This is a genomic window from Candidatus Cloacimonadota bacterium, from assembly GCA_021734245.1.
Lineage (GTDB): Bacteria > Cloacimonadota > Cloacimonadia > Cloacimonadales > TCS61 > B137-G9.
On record JAIPJH010000066.1, the window covers coordinates 1 to 17220 of the forward strand.

The window sequence follows — 17220 nt, forward strand, 5'->3', positions numbered from 1 at the left end:
TTGAGACGACCGATTCCCAAATAGTCATCTTGTTTTTTCTTAGCCATAGGACTCTCCTTATTTTTTTCTTTAAGACGATCAGGAATGTCCAGCCTGATCTGTCAACTTTCCTATGGTCAATTGGACTAAACTTTAAATAGACTGAAAAATTCTTTGAGACCCGCAGAATTTCCTGCGGGAATTTTTTGCTTACCATCAAGATTAAATTGACATCTTATGATCCAATCCAATTTTGAAACATTAAATAATGAGAAATAAAAATGATTGAAAAGTTAATAAAAAATTTATTAGTTTTAAATAACTTAATAAAATATATATTATGAATACTAAAATTCTTATCATAATTCCTGCTCATAACGAAGAATACAGCATCAAAAAGGTGATCCTTGATCTTCATAATGAAAACGGAAACTGGGATTTACTGGTGGTAAACGACGAATCGACAGATAAAACAAAAGAAATTGCCACAAAAATCGGATTAGCAAAAGTGATCAATCTTCCCTGTCAGGTTGGAATCGGTAGTTGTGTGCAGACAGGATTTAAATATGCAAGAAAAAACAATTATGATTTTGCAATTCAGTTCGATGGTGATGATCAGCATAAAGTTCATGAAATTCAGAAGCTTCTGGAACAATTGAAATCTGAGAAGATAGATGTTGTGATCGGTTCCAGATTCTGCATAAAAGATCCAAAATATAAACCTACTTTTCTTCGTTCGATTGGTATAAAAGTTTTTGAACTAATGAATTCCCTATTGATAAAACAAAAAATAACTGATAACACATCAGGCTTTCGAGCCTATAATAAAAAAGCTATCGATTTTCTTTCTGAGAATTATCCCACGGATTATCCGGAACCTGAAGCTGTTATTCTATTGGGAAGAAATGGTTTTAAAATGAAAGAGATCCACGTGGATATGGATCAGAGAAGTGGCGGCAAATCTTCAATCTACGGAATTTATACAATTTATTATATGATAAAAGTAACTTTATCGATCTTTCTTACTTTTATCCGACCCAGAATCTGTAATCCCAAAAAAACAAAGGAGAATGAATGAATCCTGTTTTTACTTCCAATCGAATTCAATACATTGCAGTTTTCTGCAGTATTGCCCTTTTGATCTTTATTTTTGAACTTACTCGCAGAAAAAAAATTCGTGAGCAATATTCAATTTTATGGCTTTTTTTCAGTGTGATTTTTGTGGTCCTTTCCATCTGGCGGGAAGGCCTGGATTTTTTTGCGAAACTGGTAGGAATTGAATATGCTCCCTCAGCTCTTTTCCTGCTTTTAGTTCTGGCAATATTCCTGATTCTTATCCAATTTTCTATTGTAATCTCCAAGCTTTCCGAAGAAAATAAAAAGCTTTCTCAGGAAATGGGTATAATGAAGTTAGAAGTGGAAGAACTGAAAAAGCGTGATGATTGAAGCGATAAAAAATAAATTTGAAATTGCCTTTCGATTGTTATGCAAGAAGATATATCTTTATCAATTGCAGAAAAGCAATCATTTACCCTTGCATCTTGGACCAATTGTGCCTTTAGTAGATATTTACCGGATTCATCAGTACAAAGATAAAAGTATTAATATTTTGCTGAAAACCCAAAATGACATCCCTGCAATTTCTATAAAAAACTTGGCTTGTTTCACCCAAGATCAATTGGGAGAGTTTCCTGTAGAGATCAAAATTGTTAATGAAATTCCCCAAAAAACAAGCAATAAATCGCAGTTCGTAATATCGCAAGCTGTTGATGAATTGAGGTACAAGATTTAATTAAATTATGAAAAAAAATCTATTGGTAACGCTTGCCGACGATAATTATATAGATCAGGCAAAACAGCTTTTTTCCAGTGTTTATTGGAATGCCGGCTGGAAAGGTGATTATCTTCTTTTAGCATACGATATACCAAATGAGAAATTGCACTGGTTCATAGAAAAAGGAATTATCATAAAAAAATGTGAAAAACTCCCAGGATATGAATTTAAAAGACCAACAACGGGAATAAGTAAATTCAAACTGTTTGCCCCGGATTTTAAAAATTGGAGAAAAATAATATATTTGGATGGAGATATAATCGTTCGTTCTTCATTAGATGAATTAACTAATGTTCAGAATTTTGCAGCAGTTAAAGATCTGGGAATGCCAAAATTGTACCACCAATTTAAAGGAATTAAAGAAGTATCTCCCGAAAAATATGATGTATTACGAACCAAATATGATCTTTCAGCATCCGCTTTTAATGCCGGAATGTTCGCCTTCGATACTGAAATTATCAACCAGAACACCCACAACAAATTGCTCGGATACTTGAACGAATATATGCAGCCATGTTTTGTAGATCAACCGATATTGAATATGATATTCTATAAAAAATGGCAGAAACTGCCACTTATTTATAATGTGCAAATGCATTTTGTTAAAAAAGCTTACAAAATCAGAAATATCAAGGGAACTGTTTTGCATTTTACCTGTAAGAACAAACCCTGGATTTCCGGCAGCAAATTTTGTGAAGAATGGCAGCAGAATTTAAAAAATTCAGAAAAAATTGATCTTTCAAAAAAAACTGAACAGAAAAATGAGAATAAATACAAAATATATTATTTGGTATCTATATACAAAATAAATCATGTCTTTTATTTGATAGACAAATTGATTGGAAAAATTGGTGGAAATATCCGGAAAAGACATCCAAAAATATACAACAATCTAAGAAAAATTATTTATGGAAAATAAAGAACCTAAAATCTCAGTGGTAATAACTGTTTACAATTCTGAATCAACATTAGTAAAATGTTTGGATTCTGTTTTGAATCAGAAATATTCCGATTTTGAATTAATTATTGTTAATAATAATTCCACTGATTCTACGCAAAAAATTATAGATGAATTCTCCAGAAGGCATACAAATATTGTTTATGCCTTCGAATCTGTTCAGAAAAGAGGTGCTGCACGAAATACTGGAGAAAAAAAAGCTTCAGGTAAAATTATTGCGATGACAGATGCAGACTGTATTGTACCGGAAAATTGGCTTGTGCAAATCTCAAAACCAATCATAGAAAACAATTACGATGCAGTTCAAGGATTTGAGAAAAATGCAAATGACAATTACTGGTCAAAAAACATCCAATATCAACACGAGCGACAAATTGAGTATTTGAAAAAACAGAAAGATGCTATCGGATTGATTGACACCAAAAATTTTGCGATATCTTATGAAGCTCTTAAATCAATTGGTTTCACCAATCCAAATTATAGCGGCAATGACACAGAACTTTCAATTCGATTTCAAAAAAGTGGATTTAGATTATTCTTCGATCCGAATATTATTGTAAAACATAATAATCCGTCTTCCATAAATGAAATTATCAGTAAGTTTTTTTTCAGAGCATTTTGTTGTACAAAAATAACCCATGATCATTATGACTATTTGAAGAATACCAGTTTTATAAAACAAACGAACCAGACTTTCTGGACCTGGATCAGATTTTTTCCTGGTTTATTGAAAACGTTAATTTTGCATGGACCATCATATACATATTTCGATTTTATTACTGGTCTTTCTTGGAGAATTGGCATTTTGTATGGTAAACTAAAACACAAACTGAAATGAAAATATTATATCTTACCTGTACACCGCACATCGTTCATAATCAATTTGCCAGAAGCATCGGTGCTGAAAAGCAAATTGTCCCATTCATCAAAATTGTTAAATTAGCAAATAATCATAATTTCTATAGAAAAATCTATCCATTACTTGCAGCTTTAGCAAGTTTCTTTATGAAGTTTGATGCAGATATCTTATTTGTCGAAGGAGCTGCTGTACTTTTTTTTTACCTGTTTTAAAATTGAGAAGCAAAAATCTTAAAATTATATATTTAGACGGAGACTTAACTCTTCTAAGAATCAGTAAAAGTTCCAAAAAAATATTTATGAAAGCTTTTCTGAAATCTATTGATGGAGTAATTTCGCTATCCAAAAAAAATAGAGAAATAGCATTAAGAATATTTAACGTTCCCGTATCTCTTGCCTTTCCATTTCCAAAAGATTTGGATAGATTAGATATAGAAAGAAAAAAATCAGGCTCTTTATATCGGTAGATTATCAAATGAAAAGAATATACAGAGGATGATAGATTTTGCAATCAACAGCAAGTATATCGAGAAATTGGTGATCTGCGGAACTGGACCTCTTAAAAAATATGTACTGCAAAAAGCTGAACATCCAAAAATCGAATATTTGGGATATGTAAAGGACATTTCTAAGCAATATTATAGCAACAGGTATCTTCTTCACTTCGCAGAATATGATACTTACCCATGTACAATATTAGAATCAGCTTTATGCGGATGTTTTCCAATTATCAATAAATCGATTGGAAATAGTTATTTATTTTCAGACAAATTTAAGCTAGAGAATTTAAAGGATGATAATGAAATAAATCAGAAGATATCATGGATTGAAGAAAATGAAAAGGAAGCTGAAAAGCTATTAACAGATACAGCAGGAAAAATAAAGTTTAAAGATGAAGCAATATCACATTTCCAAAAAACATTTTATGATTTGGTTAATCAAGTTTAATGATTTAAGTTTTTATTTGACTATTAAATCCCTTAACAGATTTATCAATATCAAAAAGAAAAATTGAGGGATGATGCATAAACATTTTGCAAATGTCGTCTGGGTTTATCTGGCAACTTTTCTGGTAATTCCCATTACTTATACTATTCGCATTATGTATGCGCAAAATTTATCTCTGGAAGATTTTGGAATCTTTTACGGGTTATTTGCTTTTTTCGCTTTCTTTGGTTTTTTTCGAGATTGGGGACTAAATAATGCAGTCATCTATTTTGCTAATAAATACACTTCCCAAAATAGGCCGGATAAGATCAAAACATTGTTCTGGTTCAACCAGATTTTTCAACTGATCCTTTCCATTTTCATCGGTATTTTATTGATACTTCTTAAGAATTATATAATAAATACTTTCTATCCAGTTGAAGACAATATTTCAAAGATTTTTTCTATTTTCATTTTGTATTGGATCGTATTTACCATCTACAATACCAATACTGTTTTCCTCACAATTTTCCAAAATCAGAAAGCAAATGCCTTCTTAAATTTTATTTACTTCGGACTTATCTTGATAGTTTCTGTATTTCTATTTAATTCAACATTTCAGAATTTTATCATTCCAACTTTTGCTTATCTTTTTAGTGCGATATTTTCCGTTATAATTTCAATGTTTTATATTTTGCATAAATACAAAGCAAAGCTCATTGTTCCTGCATTTTATAAACAAAAAGATCTTTTCTCAGAAGTTTTTGTCTTTGCCAGCTCAGTAATTTTGGCAGGTGTAGCAGGCACTTTAATGTCATCATCTGATAAAATAATAATACAATATTTCAAAAATGCTAATGTGGTCGCAATTTATTCTGTAGCATTTTCCACAGCAATTTTATTGACCATTTTTGTTGCCCCATTCCAAAAAGTTATTCAACCAATATTATCTGAAAAATGGCACAAGAAAGAAATTGCTGGAATTGAGTATATTGTGTCAGCAATTTTTAATAACTATTTGATGTTCATTTTGCCGTTGGTTCTGTCGTTTATTGTTTTTGCAGATAATTTCGTGCTGGCAGTTTATGGACAAGAATTCATTTCAGCAGCATTTATCATAAAAATCCTAGCAGTTGGTGTATTGATAATGACGATAAATAGTTTTATGAGTGTGATTTTATCATCACTTGGCAAGCCAAAGATCCTGAGCAAAGTTGTCGTCATCACTGCTGTATGTAATGTAATATTGAGTGTTTTTTTCATTATTTTCTGGGGAATTTTGGGAGTAGCACTTGCAACAGTACTTTCCTCAATTTTAAGATTGTATTTGTATTCCAGAGAAATTACTAAGATCATCAAAATTAATTTTGATATCTTAAATAATTTCAAGATCATCCTGTCTTCAGCTTTATTTTTAATCATTAGTTTCGTACTAAAATATACTATTTACAAAGTCTATGTTGATAAAGTCATGATCAATTTCTTCCTGAACTGCCTGATCATATTTGGGATAGCGGGAATTTTTTATGTAATTTCATTATTCTTATCAAAAACAATTACCATATTAAAAATCAATCAATTCAAAGAAATTGTATATGCAAATGAAAAAATAGATTATGAAAAATAAAAAAATAAATAAGAAAAAAACAAGTTTGATAGTTCAGTTTCTCCCCTTGTTGCTGATCGTCGTCGCAGCTATAATCGTTTATTCAAACAGTTTTGATTGTGCATTTCAATTTGATGATTCTGTTAACTTTGTTGAGAGAAAAATAATTCGAGATCTTGATAATTTCAAAGATCTCAGTTTATGGACAAATGTAAATTTCCGACCTTTGGCAATGTATTCTTTTGCACTAAATTATCATTGGGGAAAACTGGATGTAACTGGATTTCATGTTTTCAATTTAGTTATCCATATTTTGAGTGGATTGGTCGTATTCTTGTTTATTAAGAAAATCTTATATCTAGCACATTTTGCAAAGCAATCTTCAAAAGATACTACTTTAATTGCTTTATTCGTTTCATTGATTTTCACCCTGCATCCCATTCAAACACAATCAGTTACATACATCGTGCAAAGAATGACAGCACTTTCCGGATTATTTTATGTTTTAACTGTTTACTTCTATACAATTGGAAGAGAAAGACATGCGAAAAGTGGTTTTTCTCTGCAGGTATCAGCAATTTATTTATCCAGCTTTATTGCACTCATTTTATCTATCATGTCTAAACAGATTGCTGCAACAATTCCTTTAGCTCTCATTATGATAGAAGTTTGTTTTATTCGGAACAAAGAAGGTAAGATACAGAAAAAATATATTTCCATCTTCTTTTTAATTCTTCTGGCAGCATTTATAATTGTTGCATTTACAGGAAATCTACCGCGTGAAACTAATCAAATTTCACGTTTAGATTATTTAATTACGCAATTCCGAGTAATGGTTAAATATCTTCAACTTCTCATTCTGCCAATAAATCAAAATCTTGATCATGATGTCGATTTTTCAACCACTTTTTGGCGATTTCAGGAAATTGCAAGTTTGCTGCTGATAGCATTCTTGATATTTCTCAGCATATTTTTCTATAAAAAAAACAAACTGATCACATTTGGAATTGGTTGGTTTTTTATCACTCAAGCACTGGAATCAACTATCTTCCCCATTAGTGGAATGATGTATGAACATAGACTTTACCTGGCAACAATGGGTTTCAGTCTGTGTGCTGTAATTGCGATCTACAGTCTTTTCGGAAAAAAGCAAAAACATTTTATGTTGCTTTTGTTTATTATGATTTCTATTTCATATGGTTATGCAACATTCCAAAGAAATAAAGTCTGGAAAAGCCGCTATACACTCTGGTCTGATGTTGTAAGAAAATCACCAGATAAAGCACGCCCGAATTATAATATGGGTAATGTTTGGACTGATGCAAAACGCTATAAAATGGCTATAAAATATTATACGAAAGCTCTAAAAATTAAACCCGATTATGTTCAAGCTTACAACAATTTAGGTTCTGCCTGGAATCACTTGGGAGATACTGAAAAAGCAATTTCTATGTATGAAAAAGCTATTCAAATAAGTCCGAATCATCTGCAGGCATTGCAAAATCTGGGTGTTCTTAATTATAGAAAAAACGAATTGGAAGAAGCCAAACAGTATTATGAAAAATATAAAGAACTAAATCCTCAAAACGCTAAAGTTTTTAATGATCTTGGAATCATATATGCCCGACAGAAAAAGTATGGCAAGGCTGTTCAAAATTACACAAAAGCTCTTGAATTAGATTCACAGTTTACAAATCCAATGAAAAACCTGGGCATCATGTATTCACAGCTGGAAAAACTTGATCAAGCTAAAGAGATGTATGAGAAGGTATTGAAAGTAGAACCTCGAAATGCCAAAGTCTGGAATGACCTTGGAATTGTTTTCGCCAAAAAAAGTAATTTTTCCAAAGCAATTGAATGTTATCAAAAAGCTTTAGAGATTGAGCCAGACTTTGAAAATGCAACCAAAAATTTGAAGATTGCTGAACAATATCAGAAATTTAAGAAATAATGAAAATTTTATTTGTTTTAGATAATTATTTTCCTTACATTGGCGGAGCAGAAACACTTTTTAAAAAACTGGCTGAAGAATCAGCCAAAAAAGGAAATGAAGTCAAAGTTATCTGTCCCAGATCAATTTCCACATCAGCAAAGTATGAAATTTTGAATGAAGTCAGCATTATTCGTCTTGATATTGATAATCGATATCTTTACACGTTCTTATCTCTACCGACTATTATAAAAGAAGCAAAATGGGCAGATGTAGTTCACACAACCACCTATAATTCTGCACCAGCAGCTTGGATTGCCAGTAAGTTATCCGGGAAAAAGGTCATAATTACAGTTCATGAAATTCTGGGTAAATTGTGGTGGAAAAAGATGGATTATTTGAGTGGTTCTTTTCATTGGATATTCGAAAAAACCATCTTGAAATTGCATTTTGATAAATTTATCTCTGTATCCATTTATACCAAAAAATGTTTGTTGGAAAACAAAATTCCAGAAGAACAGATTTCTGTAATCTATCATGGAATTGATCATAAATTATTCAATCCTAAAATTGCTGATGGATCTGAAATTAGACAATCTCTGCAACTGAAAAACAATTTTGTATATTTGTTTTATGGCAGACCTGGAATCACCAAAGGACTTGAATATCTCATTCAAGCTGTTCCCAGGATCAAAGAAAAAGTTCCAGATTCCAAGTTACTCCTGTTATTGGGTAAAAAACCTGAAAATCGCTACAAATATATTTGTAATTTGATTGGAAAACTTGGTCTTGATAATGATATTATTATGCATGATTCGGTTTCGATTCAAGAACTACCAAATTATATTTCAGTAGCAGACTGCGTTGTAATTCCATCATTAAGTGAAGGTTTTGGATTTTGTGCAGCAGAAAGCTGTGCTCTCAAAAAACCTGTAATCGTTTCGAAAGCTGGTTCTCTTCCAGAAGTAGTTTCAGGCAAAGTTGTATGGGTTGAACCGGCTGATGAAAAATCTTTGGCAGAAGGAATCATTTCTTTTCATCAGGGGAAGTTTGCTGAAATTCCTGAAAGAAAATTCTTCTGGGAAGATGCAATAAACAAATATGTTGAAATTTACTCGAAAATATGAAAATTCTGATCATTGCCGATCCCATCGATGAACAATACGCTGGTGTTTATTATTATACCAGGAATCTGATAGAAAATTTACTTAAAATTGATAAAGAAAATGAATATGTTTTTTTGCATCTTAAGAAAAATTCATTTTTCAAAGATAAAAAGGAATACATCGTTCCAGGAACTCGCAAATTTCCTGGCTGTATGATCATTCGCAAGCTTTTATTCATTCCGTTTGCGATCAGAAAGATCAAACCGGACATTGTTTTTGAACCGGCTCATATCGGTCCTTTCAGTTTTTTCTATAAATGCAAAAAAATCGTTGTAATTCATGACCTTACCCCGATTTTATTCTCACATTATCATGTTGCATTCAGTGGGTTAATTCATAAAATATTTCTACCTTTAATTATCAGAAATGTAGATGGAATCGTCGTTCCTTCCCAATCAACAAAAGCTGATCTTATTAAACTTTTTAATGTTTCAAAACCAGTATCAGTTACAGATGAAGCTGCTGCAGAAAACTTCTATCCCAAAAGTGCAAACGAGATCAAACAAGTTAGGGAAAAATTTGAAATAGAAAAAGACTACATTATTGCTGTTGGTACTTTGGAACCACGTAAAAATTTGAAAATCGTTTTAGAAGTGTTTAGCAAAATAAAAACGGAATTTCAAGACATTCAGTTTGTAATTGTTGGTAAAAAAGGTTGGAAAATCAATCAGTTTCTGAAAGAAATTAAAAAAATTGAAAATGATATTATAGTTACCGGTTATGTTGATGATGGTGATCTTCCCAGATTATATTCCGGAGCTAGCGTAATGATTTTTCCCAGCATTTATGAAGGATTTGGATTGCCACCTCTGGAAGCAATGCAATGCGGTTGTCCGGTTGTGTGCTCAAATACATCCAGCCTGCCGGAAGTGTGTGGAGAAGCTGCTATTTTATTTGATCCTGAAAATCCTGAAGAACTGGAAGATGCTATGAAAATAGTGTTATCAGATAAAGATATAAGGAAGAAAATGAAAAAGAAAGGATTAGAACAATCCTCTAAATTTTCCTGGCAGAAATGTGCAGAAGAAACAATTAATTTTTTCCAGCAAATCAATAACAATGAGGCGTGATGCTAAAATTCATAAAACAAATTGCTCGCGAAGCCGATGATAATATTTACAAAGTCTTTAGAAAATATTTTTATTATACTGAAAGTAGAAAAAAATGGGAAATGAAAATTTACATGTAGTTGAGTTAAAACCAGAACAATATAATAATTGGGATATATTTGTCGAGGCTTCTCCTCAGGGAGATGTCTTTTGTTATTCTTGGTGGCTGAATGCAATTACAAAATCAAATTTCAAGATTATTGCCATTCTTAACTGCAACGAGATTCAAGCTGGAATTCCTTTAGCTTTTGATTTAAATGGCAAGATCAATGAACCTCCCCTTACACGTACTTTAGGACCACTTTTCATGAATGTTGAAAATATATCAGAATACAGAAAAATTATGCTTCATAGAAAATGGTTAAGTCTTTTGCTGGAAAATATTAACATTGATGATGTGATACAGTTTTGCACACATCAGAGTTTCACAGACTGGTTGCAATTTCGCTGGCATGGTTTTAAGCAGATGACACGTTATACGTATTTAATTGAAAATAATGGTGATAAAAAAGATTTATGGATCAACCTTTCCGGAGAAAAGAAAAGAGTTATCAAAAAAGCGAAAAGTAATGGTCTATATGTTGAGATCAGTGATAATCTGAAATCTTTTTATCATCTGGTTGAATTGACATATGAAAGACAGGGAATTAAGTTTAGATTTTCGCTTAGTGATTTTGAAAGATTGGATAATGAAATTGCAGGAAGAGATAAACGCAGGATCTTTCTTGTATATGATAAAAATGGAAATCTGCATGCCGGACTTTATGTGGTTTTTAATCATAAATCTGCCTATTATCTGTTATGTGGAAGCGATCCGAATTTCAGACATCTTGATGGAAATACACTTGCATTTTGGGAAGCAATGAATTATTTTCATGATAAAGTAAATTTTTCCAATTTTGGCGGATCTGATATTAAAAGAATTGAAAAATATTTAAGTGGATTCGGCGGCAAACTAACTCAGTATTTTCATATCTTTACAGAGCAGCCAAAAATTGTAGAGGTAATCAAAGAAGTGCCTGTGATAAAAGAAATCCCTGTTCAAACTGCACCAAAACCAAATGATAGTTGGAAATATCATTTTTATCATTTTATGCATCATTCTTACAGTCTTTTTGATATTCTAAGAAAAAAAGTAACAGGAAAGAAAAAATGAGTGTTAAAGTTTCTGTGATCTCAGCCTGTTACAATCATGGAATGTACATCACTGAAATGCTGGAATCTGTTTTGAACCAGACTTATAAGGATTTTGAAATAATCATTGTAAATGATGGTTCTACAGATAATACGAAAGAAATACTCAATGATTTAAAACACGATAAAATTAAAATTTATCATACTGAAAACTATGGTCCTGCGCATGCTAGAAATTATGCTATTCAAAGAGCTAAGGGTGAATACATTGTGAACTTAGATGCAGATGACAAAATTGCACCAACTTTTTTGGGGAAATGTGTTTCAGTAATGGATGCAAATCCAAAGGTGGGAATTGTTTACAGCGATGTAGTAATTTTTGGTGCAGAAAAAGGTCTTTTTGAGCTAAAAGAAGCAACAATCCAAAATATGTTGTACGAAAATCGAATTGTAGCAAATGCCTGTTTCCGAAGAACAGATTGGAAAAAAACATCAGGTTATTCAAGTGATTTAAAGTACGGTTTGGAGGATTATGATTTTTGGTTATCAATTATCGAGTTGAATAGAGAAATTATTAAAATTAACGAACAGCTTATGTTTTATAGAAGATACTCTGATGGAAATAAAAGCAGATGTGCAAGTAGAAAAGCTGATAATGATAAAATTAAGTATTCGATGATTAAAATTTTCGAAAGGCATGAAACCCTTTATAAAAAAAATCCAGAGATTTGGAGCTACTTCAATACTATTAGAAAAAACTATAATTTAACTTCAGAGTTCAATATTTCCAATCGAATGAATAGTTCATTTTCCAAACCAACGTTCACAATAATAACACCAACTTTTCGAAGACCGGAGCTATTAAGACGAGCTATTAAGAGTGTTCTGAACCAAACATTCACAAATTATGAACATATAGTTGTAGACGATGCTAATGATGATGAAACAGTAGAAGTAATTAGTGCATTCAATTCATCAAAAATTAAATATAACGCACATGATAAACAGCTGGGAGCAGCTTCAGCTTATAATACAGGTATAAAGATGAGTAAAGGAAATTACATCAATTTCTTGGATGATGATGATGAATATTTCCCTGAAATCTTGGAAAAAATACATTCTACATTTGAAAATTCGAAAGATAAAATCGGTTTTGTCTGGACCGGAATTATTAGGGTAAGAGACGGCGAAGAAAGTGAAAAGATTTTAGTTAAAATAAAATGGCCACAACGATTTAATGATATAGAAAAAGGCTTAACAGTATCAACGGCTATTGGAAATGGCTTTGGTTTAAGTGTCCGCAAAGAATGTGTCGAAAAAATCGGTTTATTTGATACATCACTGATTATAGGTGAAGATACTGATTTTATGATAAGGTTATCTAAGAACTTCAATTTCAGAACAGTTCCGGAAATTTTAGTAAAAATTCATCACGGACATTCTCAGCTTACAGAAGAAAAAAATATCAGAATAAAGTGGGAAAGTTACAAAAAGATTCTAAAAAGACATCGTAAATTTTTGTCTAGATTTTGGGATGTATATTATGTGCATCATAAGGTTTATACAAAATTATGTTTTCGGTTGAATGAAAAGAGAGCAGGTTTTGAAGCATTGTGGTGGTTGATAAGACTTTTTCCCAATAAACAGATTGCTTGGATAGTTTTTTTTAACTATCTTGTTAAAGGGAGAAATTTTGATTCCAGTACATTAAAAAAATAAGGATATTCCGAGTTTGAATTTGTTGATGTTAAATTTCAGCTCATTTTTTTCAATGACTTAATAAATATGAGAATGAGATGAGATCACTTTTTCTTTGCAATTAATAACGCAAAATGATTGGATAATTCTCCTAATTCAATCAGAAGCTGTTCAGTTTTGCATAAAAAATCGAGAACTTTTTCACTTTCTTTATCTTCTTTATGGAAATGACCAGCGATATTATGCAATATCAAGTGAAACATAGTTCCACCGATTTTATTGTGTTCAATAACGTCAAAATATCGATAAAGTGCAGGAATTATTGCTTCTGAGTTTATCGCTTCAGATGGATCAACTATTTCAACTTCTTTCGGATCAAAAAAACTTACTCTATTCAACAATTTATGAAAACTTTCTTTTGCCAATGATGTTCTATATCTTGGAGGTATTAAATTAAATACAGATTGTATGATCTTTTTTTCTCTTTGTGGGATATTAAATCGATTAGGACCGACATATTCATTTATGATGAGACAACCATTTCTTTTCATAGCTTTATTTACTTTCTTTAGTATGCTACCAATTTTTGAAATATGATGTAATGAAGAATTAAAAAAGATAGCATCATAATATTCACCTTGCAATTTCATTTTTTCTATATCTGCTACTAAATATTTTGTTCTTTCAAATCCGTTCTCAGCAGCAGCTTTACTGGCAATTTCTACATTTATAGGTGAGATATCCAATGCTTCAATGTTAAGGGAAGAATTCAATGAAGCAATATGTCTTTCCAATTCACCTTTACCACAACCCAGACTAAGTATTCTTCCAGTTAATTTCTTTTGGGAAAGATATTTATTAAAGACGTAATTTAACCAATGTAAATTTTCACATCCGTTTGTTGCCATTTTATTATAGTATCTTTGAATTAACGGATTTGCAAGCCAATAAATATCTTTGTTAAAACTATTTCTTGTTTTAGTATCAGACCAATGTTCAATGATTTTGCTTTTTTTCATTTCTATCTCGAATTTAAATAAATTTAGTACACAATATTATAATTATTCCGGCAAGCATAATATTCATGTTAGCTTTGATTAATATTCAGTTTATGAAAAATACTTCTCAAAATTTCCTTATCTCTTAGATTCATTATGGGTATTTCAAAAAATTTGTATAATAAAGAAGAGATAATAACAACAACAATAAAATAAATAAGAAATTTAAGAATTCCATCAATACCACCTTTGGGTAGAAAATTAAATTTTTTAACTTTTGCTACAATCCCTAGATTAATCAAATACATTGGAAGCCTCGAAATGGTGTTTTAACAAGCATGAATCTACTATGGCCAATAAGTACAATGATTATAGCCAAAGCTCGAATGATATCCAAGCTAAAAATTCTTTTCTGATCAGTAATATAAGTGTTTTTTATCATTTACTCGTTTATTTTGCTAAAATATTAGTCAAGGTTTCGAATATGATTTCTTTAAATTTATCCTGAGAAAATTCATCCTTAATTGTATTTAAAGCATTAATTTGAATTATATTCCATAACGATTCGTTTCTATATAATCGAACAACATTTTCTGCAAAACAGATTTTATCTATTTTAGAGGAAATTAGATGATAGTTGTTTTTCCAACCTAATTGGTTCACAAGTAATTCTGATGCAACAACAGGTATTCCAAATGAAGCAGCTTCATGGACTTTGTAGGGAATTCCAGCTGCAAATCTGGTTGGAGCCACAAAAATTCTACAATTATCATAGAAGGTTTTTAGATATTCCACTTTTCCATGAAATATAACTCCTTTACGGTTTAATCTATCTAATGAATTTGCGTTGCAAGAACCAATAATATGAAATTGGATTCCAGGTATTTTCTTTTTTACAAGAGGAAGTACTTTATTTATAAACCATTTTATCGAATCCACATTTGGTGAATTTTCAACATCTAGATTACCCACGAAAAGTAAATCTTTTCTGTGTTTAAAAACACTTTTTCCAGTTTGAATGTTTAGCATATGTCCAAGAACTTTCACATTATCATACCCAAAATTTATAAATTTATCTGAATCTTTTTCAGATACTGTAAAAATCAAATCCGCAATTTCACATAGTATGAACTCCTTTTCAATCATTTGGTCATTTTTGATGACATCTTTGCTTTCTCGGGACAATTTCCTCTGACCAATTTCTCGCTCGGAAAATATTGCTTCTGCATCATAGATAATCTTGTAATTGTTTTTGTGTTTTCGGAGTGAATCTTTTAGGGACCTCATGTTATGTGGTCTTGTAATCCAGATTATGTCATAGTATTTTTTTCTACTCTCTAAAAATTGATCAAATTTTTCGATACCATATTCAGATGCAATTTCGGTAAATGGGGAGATAGATTGATAGATTTCTTCTATATTCTCGATAAAAGGAGATGTGTTTGGATATATGGTAATCATATGACCAAGTTCTTCCAGAGTTTTTATAATACTGTATGATCTGGGATAACCAGCTCCGAATGAAGGGTGAGGTATCTTATCTTCGATATATAATATTTTTAGTTTATCTTTTTGTGAAGCTGCAAATCTTGCTTCTAAAATATTTGATGTATAAGTTTTAAAATGTAATTTCAGTTGATTAGAATGCTTTTTCCTGAATATTTTACTATTAATATTTTGTATTTGTAAAGCTTCATTTTTATTTGATGAAGCAAATTCAAAGTGACGTACTATTACATTTGGGTCATAAACAACATTATATCCATTCTCTTGAAGCCAGAGACAATAATCAGTTTCCTCATAATAGGCAGGTAAAAATTTTGTATCAAAACCTTTATGTTGCTTAATTAATTCTGTCTTAGTTAATAGGAATGCTCCCGAGCAATAATCTACAATTCTTTTAAAATTATATTCTGGTAAAAAAGGTGAATGCCCCCTACCATAACCAAGACATGTTCCATCTTGCCAAATAACTGAACCTGCTTCCTGTAAGTAGCCTTCAGGTAAAATCAGTTTTGCTCCAACTGCTCCGATTTCATTTTTTTGATTTAAACTTTTTAAAGCACTCTCCAAAGCATTACATTGAATTTCTGTATCATTATTCAAAAAAAGAACATTGGGAGTTGATACATATTGTAAAGCTTGGTTGCAGGCAGTAAGAAAGTGTTCATTTCTTTCATTGATAATCACTTTAGAAACTTCAATTTTTTTTAGCAATTCATGTGTTTCATCATTTGAATTATTATCTACTATGATAAGTTCCAATTTAAGATTTGAATTCTTCTTTATTGACTGAAGGCATGCCAAGGTTAATTCTGCTTTATTGTATAGAATAAGGATAATAGAAATTTCAGGCTCAAAACAAACAAAACTTAACTTTTCTTTATTGCTCAAAAACTCATTTAACGCTCTCGCTTTTTGCTCTAAGAAAATCTCTCTCTGAATTAAGGGATATAACTTGAATTTTTTATCTAATATTCTGCCTTCTTTTTGGCCGTATTTAATATAATGCAATAAGGGATTTATTCCTGATTCTTTTACATCTTCATAATCACCCAAATAAGAATTGCAGTTAAAAGATGGACCTGGATTTCTTCCTTCTATACCTCCATAAAGCATAAAATGTTTGAGAGGATCCATATTTGATTCTGCAACATCAGGATTATTTCTAAGATAATAATCTCTATCAAAATAACTGCTGTTCAGGGTCTTTTTTTTATTTAGTAGATAATTCAGAAATCTTAGAACTCTTTTCATTTTATAGTTGATTTATTTTCTGATAAATCACCTTCATAAATTTCAATTGAATGCAAAATATATTCTCCAGAACTCTTACCGGGCTCTAATCGAATTTTATCGAAATTTGTTGTATCATTATCTAATAAAAATCACTGCTGTCCAGTTAAAGACAGTATGAAATCGTGAAGACGCAGATTATAAGTGGGTAAAATGGCATAAAAAATATTTTTCGATTTGAAATCGTAAATTCATTTTTCACCTTGCTCCATGGAGGTGGAAAATGA

Annotated in this window: 16 protein-coding genes; 14 read left to right on the forward strand and 2 right to left on the reverse strand. The window is 31.0% G+C overall.

Annotated features, from left to right (window positions below; all coding sequences use genetic code 11):
- Nucleotides 1–319: 319 nt before the first annotated feature.
- The 14 genes from K9N40_09915 to K9N40_09980 all read left to right on the forward strand — a co-directional run bounded on the left by K9N40_09915 (nucleotide 320) and on the right by K9N40_09980 (nucleotide 13220).
- The gene (locus tag K9N40_09915) at nucleotides 320–1057 is read left to right on the forward strand and encodes a glycosyltransferase family 2 protein (protein MCF7814782.1); all 738 of its coding nucleotides are present in this window, start codon (nucleotides 320–322) and stop codon (nucleotides 1055–1057) included.
- Entirely contained in the window at nucleotides 1054–1425 is a 372-nt protein-coding gene (locus tag K9N40_09920) for a DUF2304 domain-containing protein (GenBank protein MCF7814783.1), read from the forward strand. Before K9N40_09915 ends, K9N40_09920 begins: the two co-directional genes overlap by 4 nt.
- Nucleotides 1418–1771, forward strand: coding sequence for a hypothetical protein (locus K9N40_09925; protein MCF7814784.1), 354 nt, complete (start codon nucleotides 1418–1420; stop codon nucleotides 1769–1771). Before K9N40_09920 ends, K9N40_09925 begins: the two co-directional genes overlap by 8 nt.
- 7 nt (nucleotides 1772–1778) lie before the next feature.
- Nucleotides 1779–2732, forward strand: a complete 954-nt coding sequence (locus K9N40_09930; GenBank protein ID MCF7814785.1) for a hypothetical protein — start codon at nucleotides 1779–1781, stop codon at nucleotides 2730–2732.
- A complete protein-coding gene (locus K9N40_09935; GenBank protein ID MCF7814786.1) occupies nucleotides 2722–3609 on the forward strand; it encodes a glycosyltransferase in 888 nt (295 codons plus the stop codon). The genes K9N40_09930 and K9N40_09935 overlap by 11 nt, the downstream gene beginning before the upstream one ends.
- Complete coding sequence (locus tag K9N40_09940) at nucleotides 3606–3842, forward strand: hypothetical protein (protein MCF7814787.1); 237 nt, start codon at nucleotides 3606–3608, stop codon at nucleotides 3840–3842. Before K9N40_09935 ends, K9N40_09940 begins: the two co-directional genes overlap by 4 nt.
- A gap of 86 nt (nucleotides 3843–3928) precedes the next feature.
- On the forward strand, nucleotides 3929–4096 hold the full coding sequence (locus tag K9N40_09945; protein MCF7814788.1) for a hypothetical protein: 168 nt from the start codon (nucleotides 3929–3931) through the stop codon (nucleotides 4094–4096).
- Nucleotides 4089–4577: a glycosyltransferase gene (locus tag K9N40_09950; GenBank protein ID MCF7814789.1), complete on the forward strand. Its 489-nt coding sequence runs from the start codon at nucleotides 4089–4091 to the stop codon at nucleotides 4575–4577. The genes K9N40_09945 and K9N40_09950 overlap by 8 nt, the downstream gene beginning before the upstream one ends.
- A 73-nt stretch (nucleotides 4578–4650) precedes the next feature.
- On the forward strand, nucleotides 4651–6183 hold the full coding sequence (locus tag K9N40_09955; protein ID MCF7814790.1) for an oligosaccharide flippase family protein: 1533 nt from the start codon (nucleotides 4651–4653) through the stop codon (nucleotides 6181–6183).
- Entirely contained in the window at nucleotides 6173–8113 is a 1941-nt protein-coding gene (locus K9N40_09960) for a tetratricopeptide repeat protein (GenBank protein MCF7814791.1), read from the forward strand. Before K9N40_09955 ends, K9N40_09960 begins: the two co-directional genes overlap by 11 nt.
- The gene (locus K9N40_09965) at nucleotides 8113–9219 is read left to right on the forward strand and encodes a glycosyltransferase family 4 protein (protein ID MCF7814792.1); all 1107 of its coding nucleotides are present in this window, start codon (nucleotides 8113–8115) and stop codon (nucleotides 9217–9219) included. The genes K9N40_09960 and K9N40_09965 overlap by 1 nt, the downstream gene beginning before the upstream one ends.
- Nucleotides 9216–10328 (forward strand): glycosyltransferase family 4 protein, encoded by a 1113-nt coding sequence (locus K9N40_09970; protein MCF7814793.1) that lies wholly within the window; start codon nucleotides 9216–9218, stop codon nucleotides 10326–10328. The genes K9N40_09965 and K9N40_09970 overlap by 4 nt, the downstream gene beginning before the upstream one ends.
- 94 nt (nucleotides 10329–10422) lie before the next feature.
- Entirely contained in the window at nucleotides 10423–11523 is a 1101-nt protein-coding gene (locus tag K9N40_09975) for an aminoacyltransferase (GenBank protein ID MCF7814794.1), read from the forward strand.
- Nucleotides 11520–13220 (forward strand): glycosyltransferase family 2 protein, encoded by a 1701-nt coding sequence (locus K9N40_09980; protein MCF7814795.1) that lies wholly within the window; start codon nucleotides 11520–11522, stop codon nucleotides 13218–13220. The genes K9N40_09975 and K9N40_09980 overlap by 4 nt, the downstream gene beginning before the upstream one ends.
- A gap of 83 nt (nucleotides 13221–13303) precedes the next feature.
- On the opposite strand, the gene K9N40_09985 is transcribed toward K9N40_09980, so the two are convergent.
- Together K9N40_09985 and K9N40_09990 are read right to left on the reverse strand one after the other, a co-directional pair.
- Nucleotides 13304–14218 carry a class I SAM-dependent methyltransferase gene (locus tag K9N40_09985; GenBank protein MCF7814796.1) on the reverse strand — a complete coding sequence of 305 codons (915 nt, stop codon included), beginning with the start codon at nucleotides 14216–14218 and terminating at the stop codon, nucleotides 13304–13306.
- A gap of 429 nt (nucleotides 14219–14647) precedes the next feature.
- A complete protein-coding gene (locus K9N40_09990; protein MCF7814797.1) occupies nucleotides 14648–16954 on the reverse strand; it encodes a glycosyltransferase in 2307 nt (768 codons plus the stop codon).
- Between the last annotated feature and the right edge of the window lie 266 nt (nucleotides 16955–17220).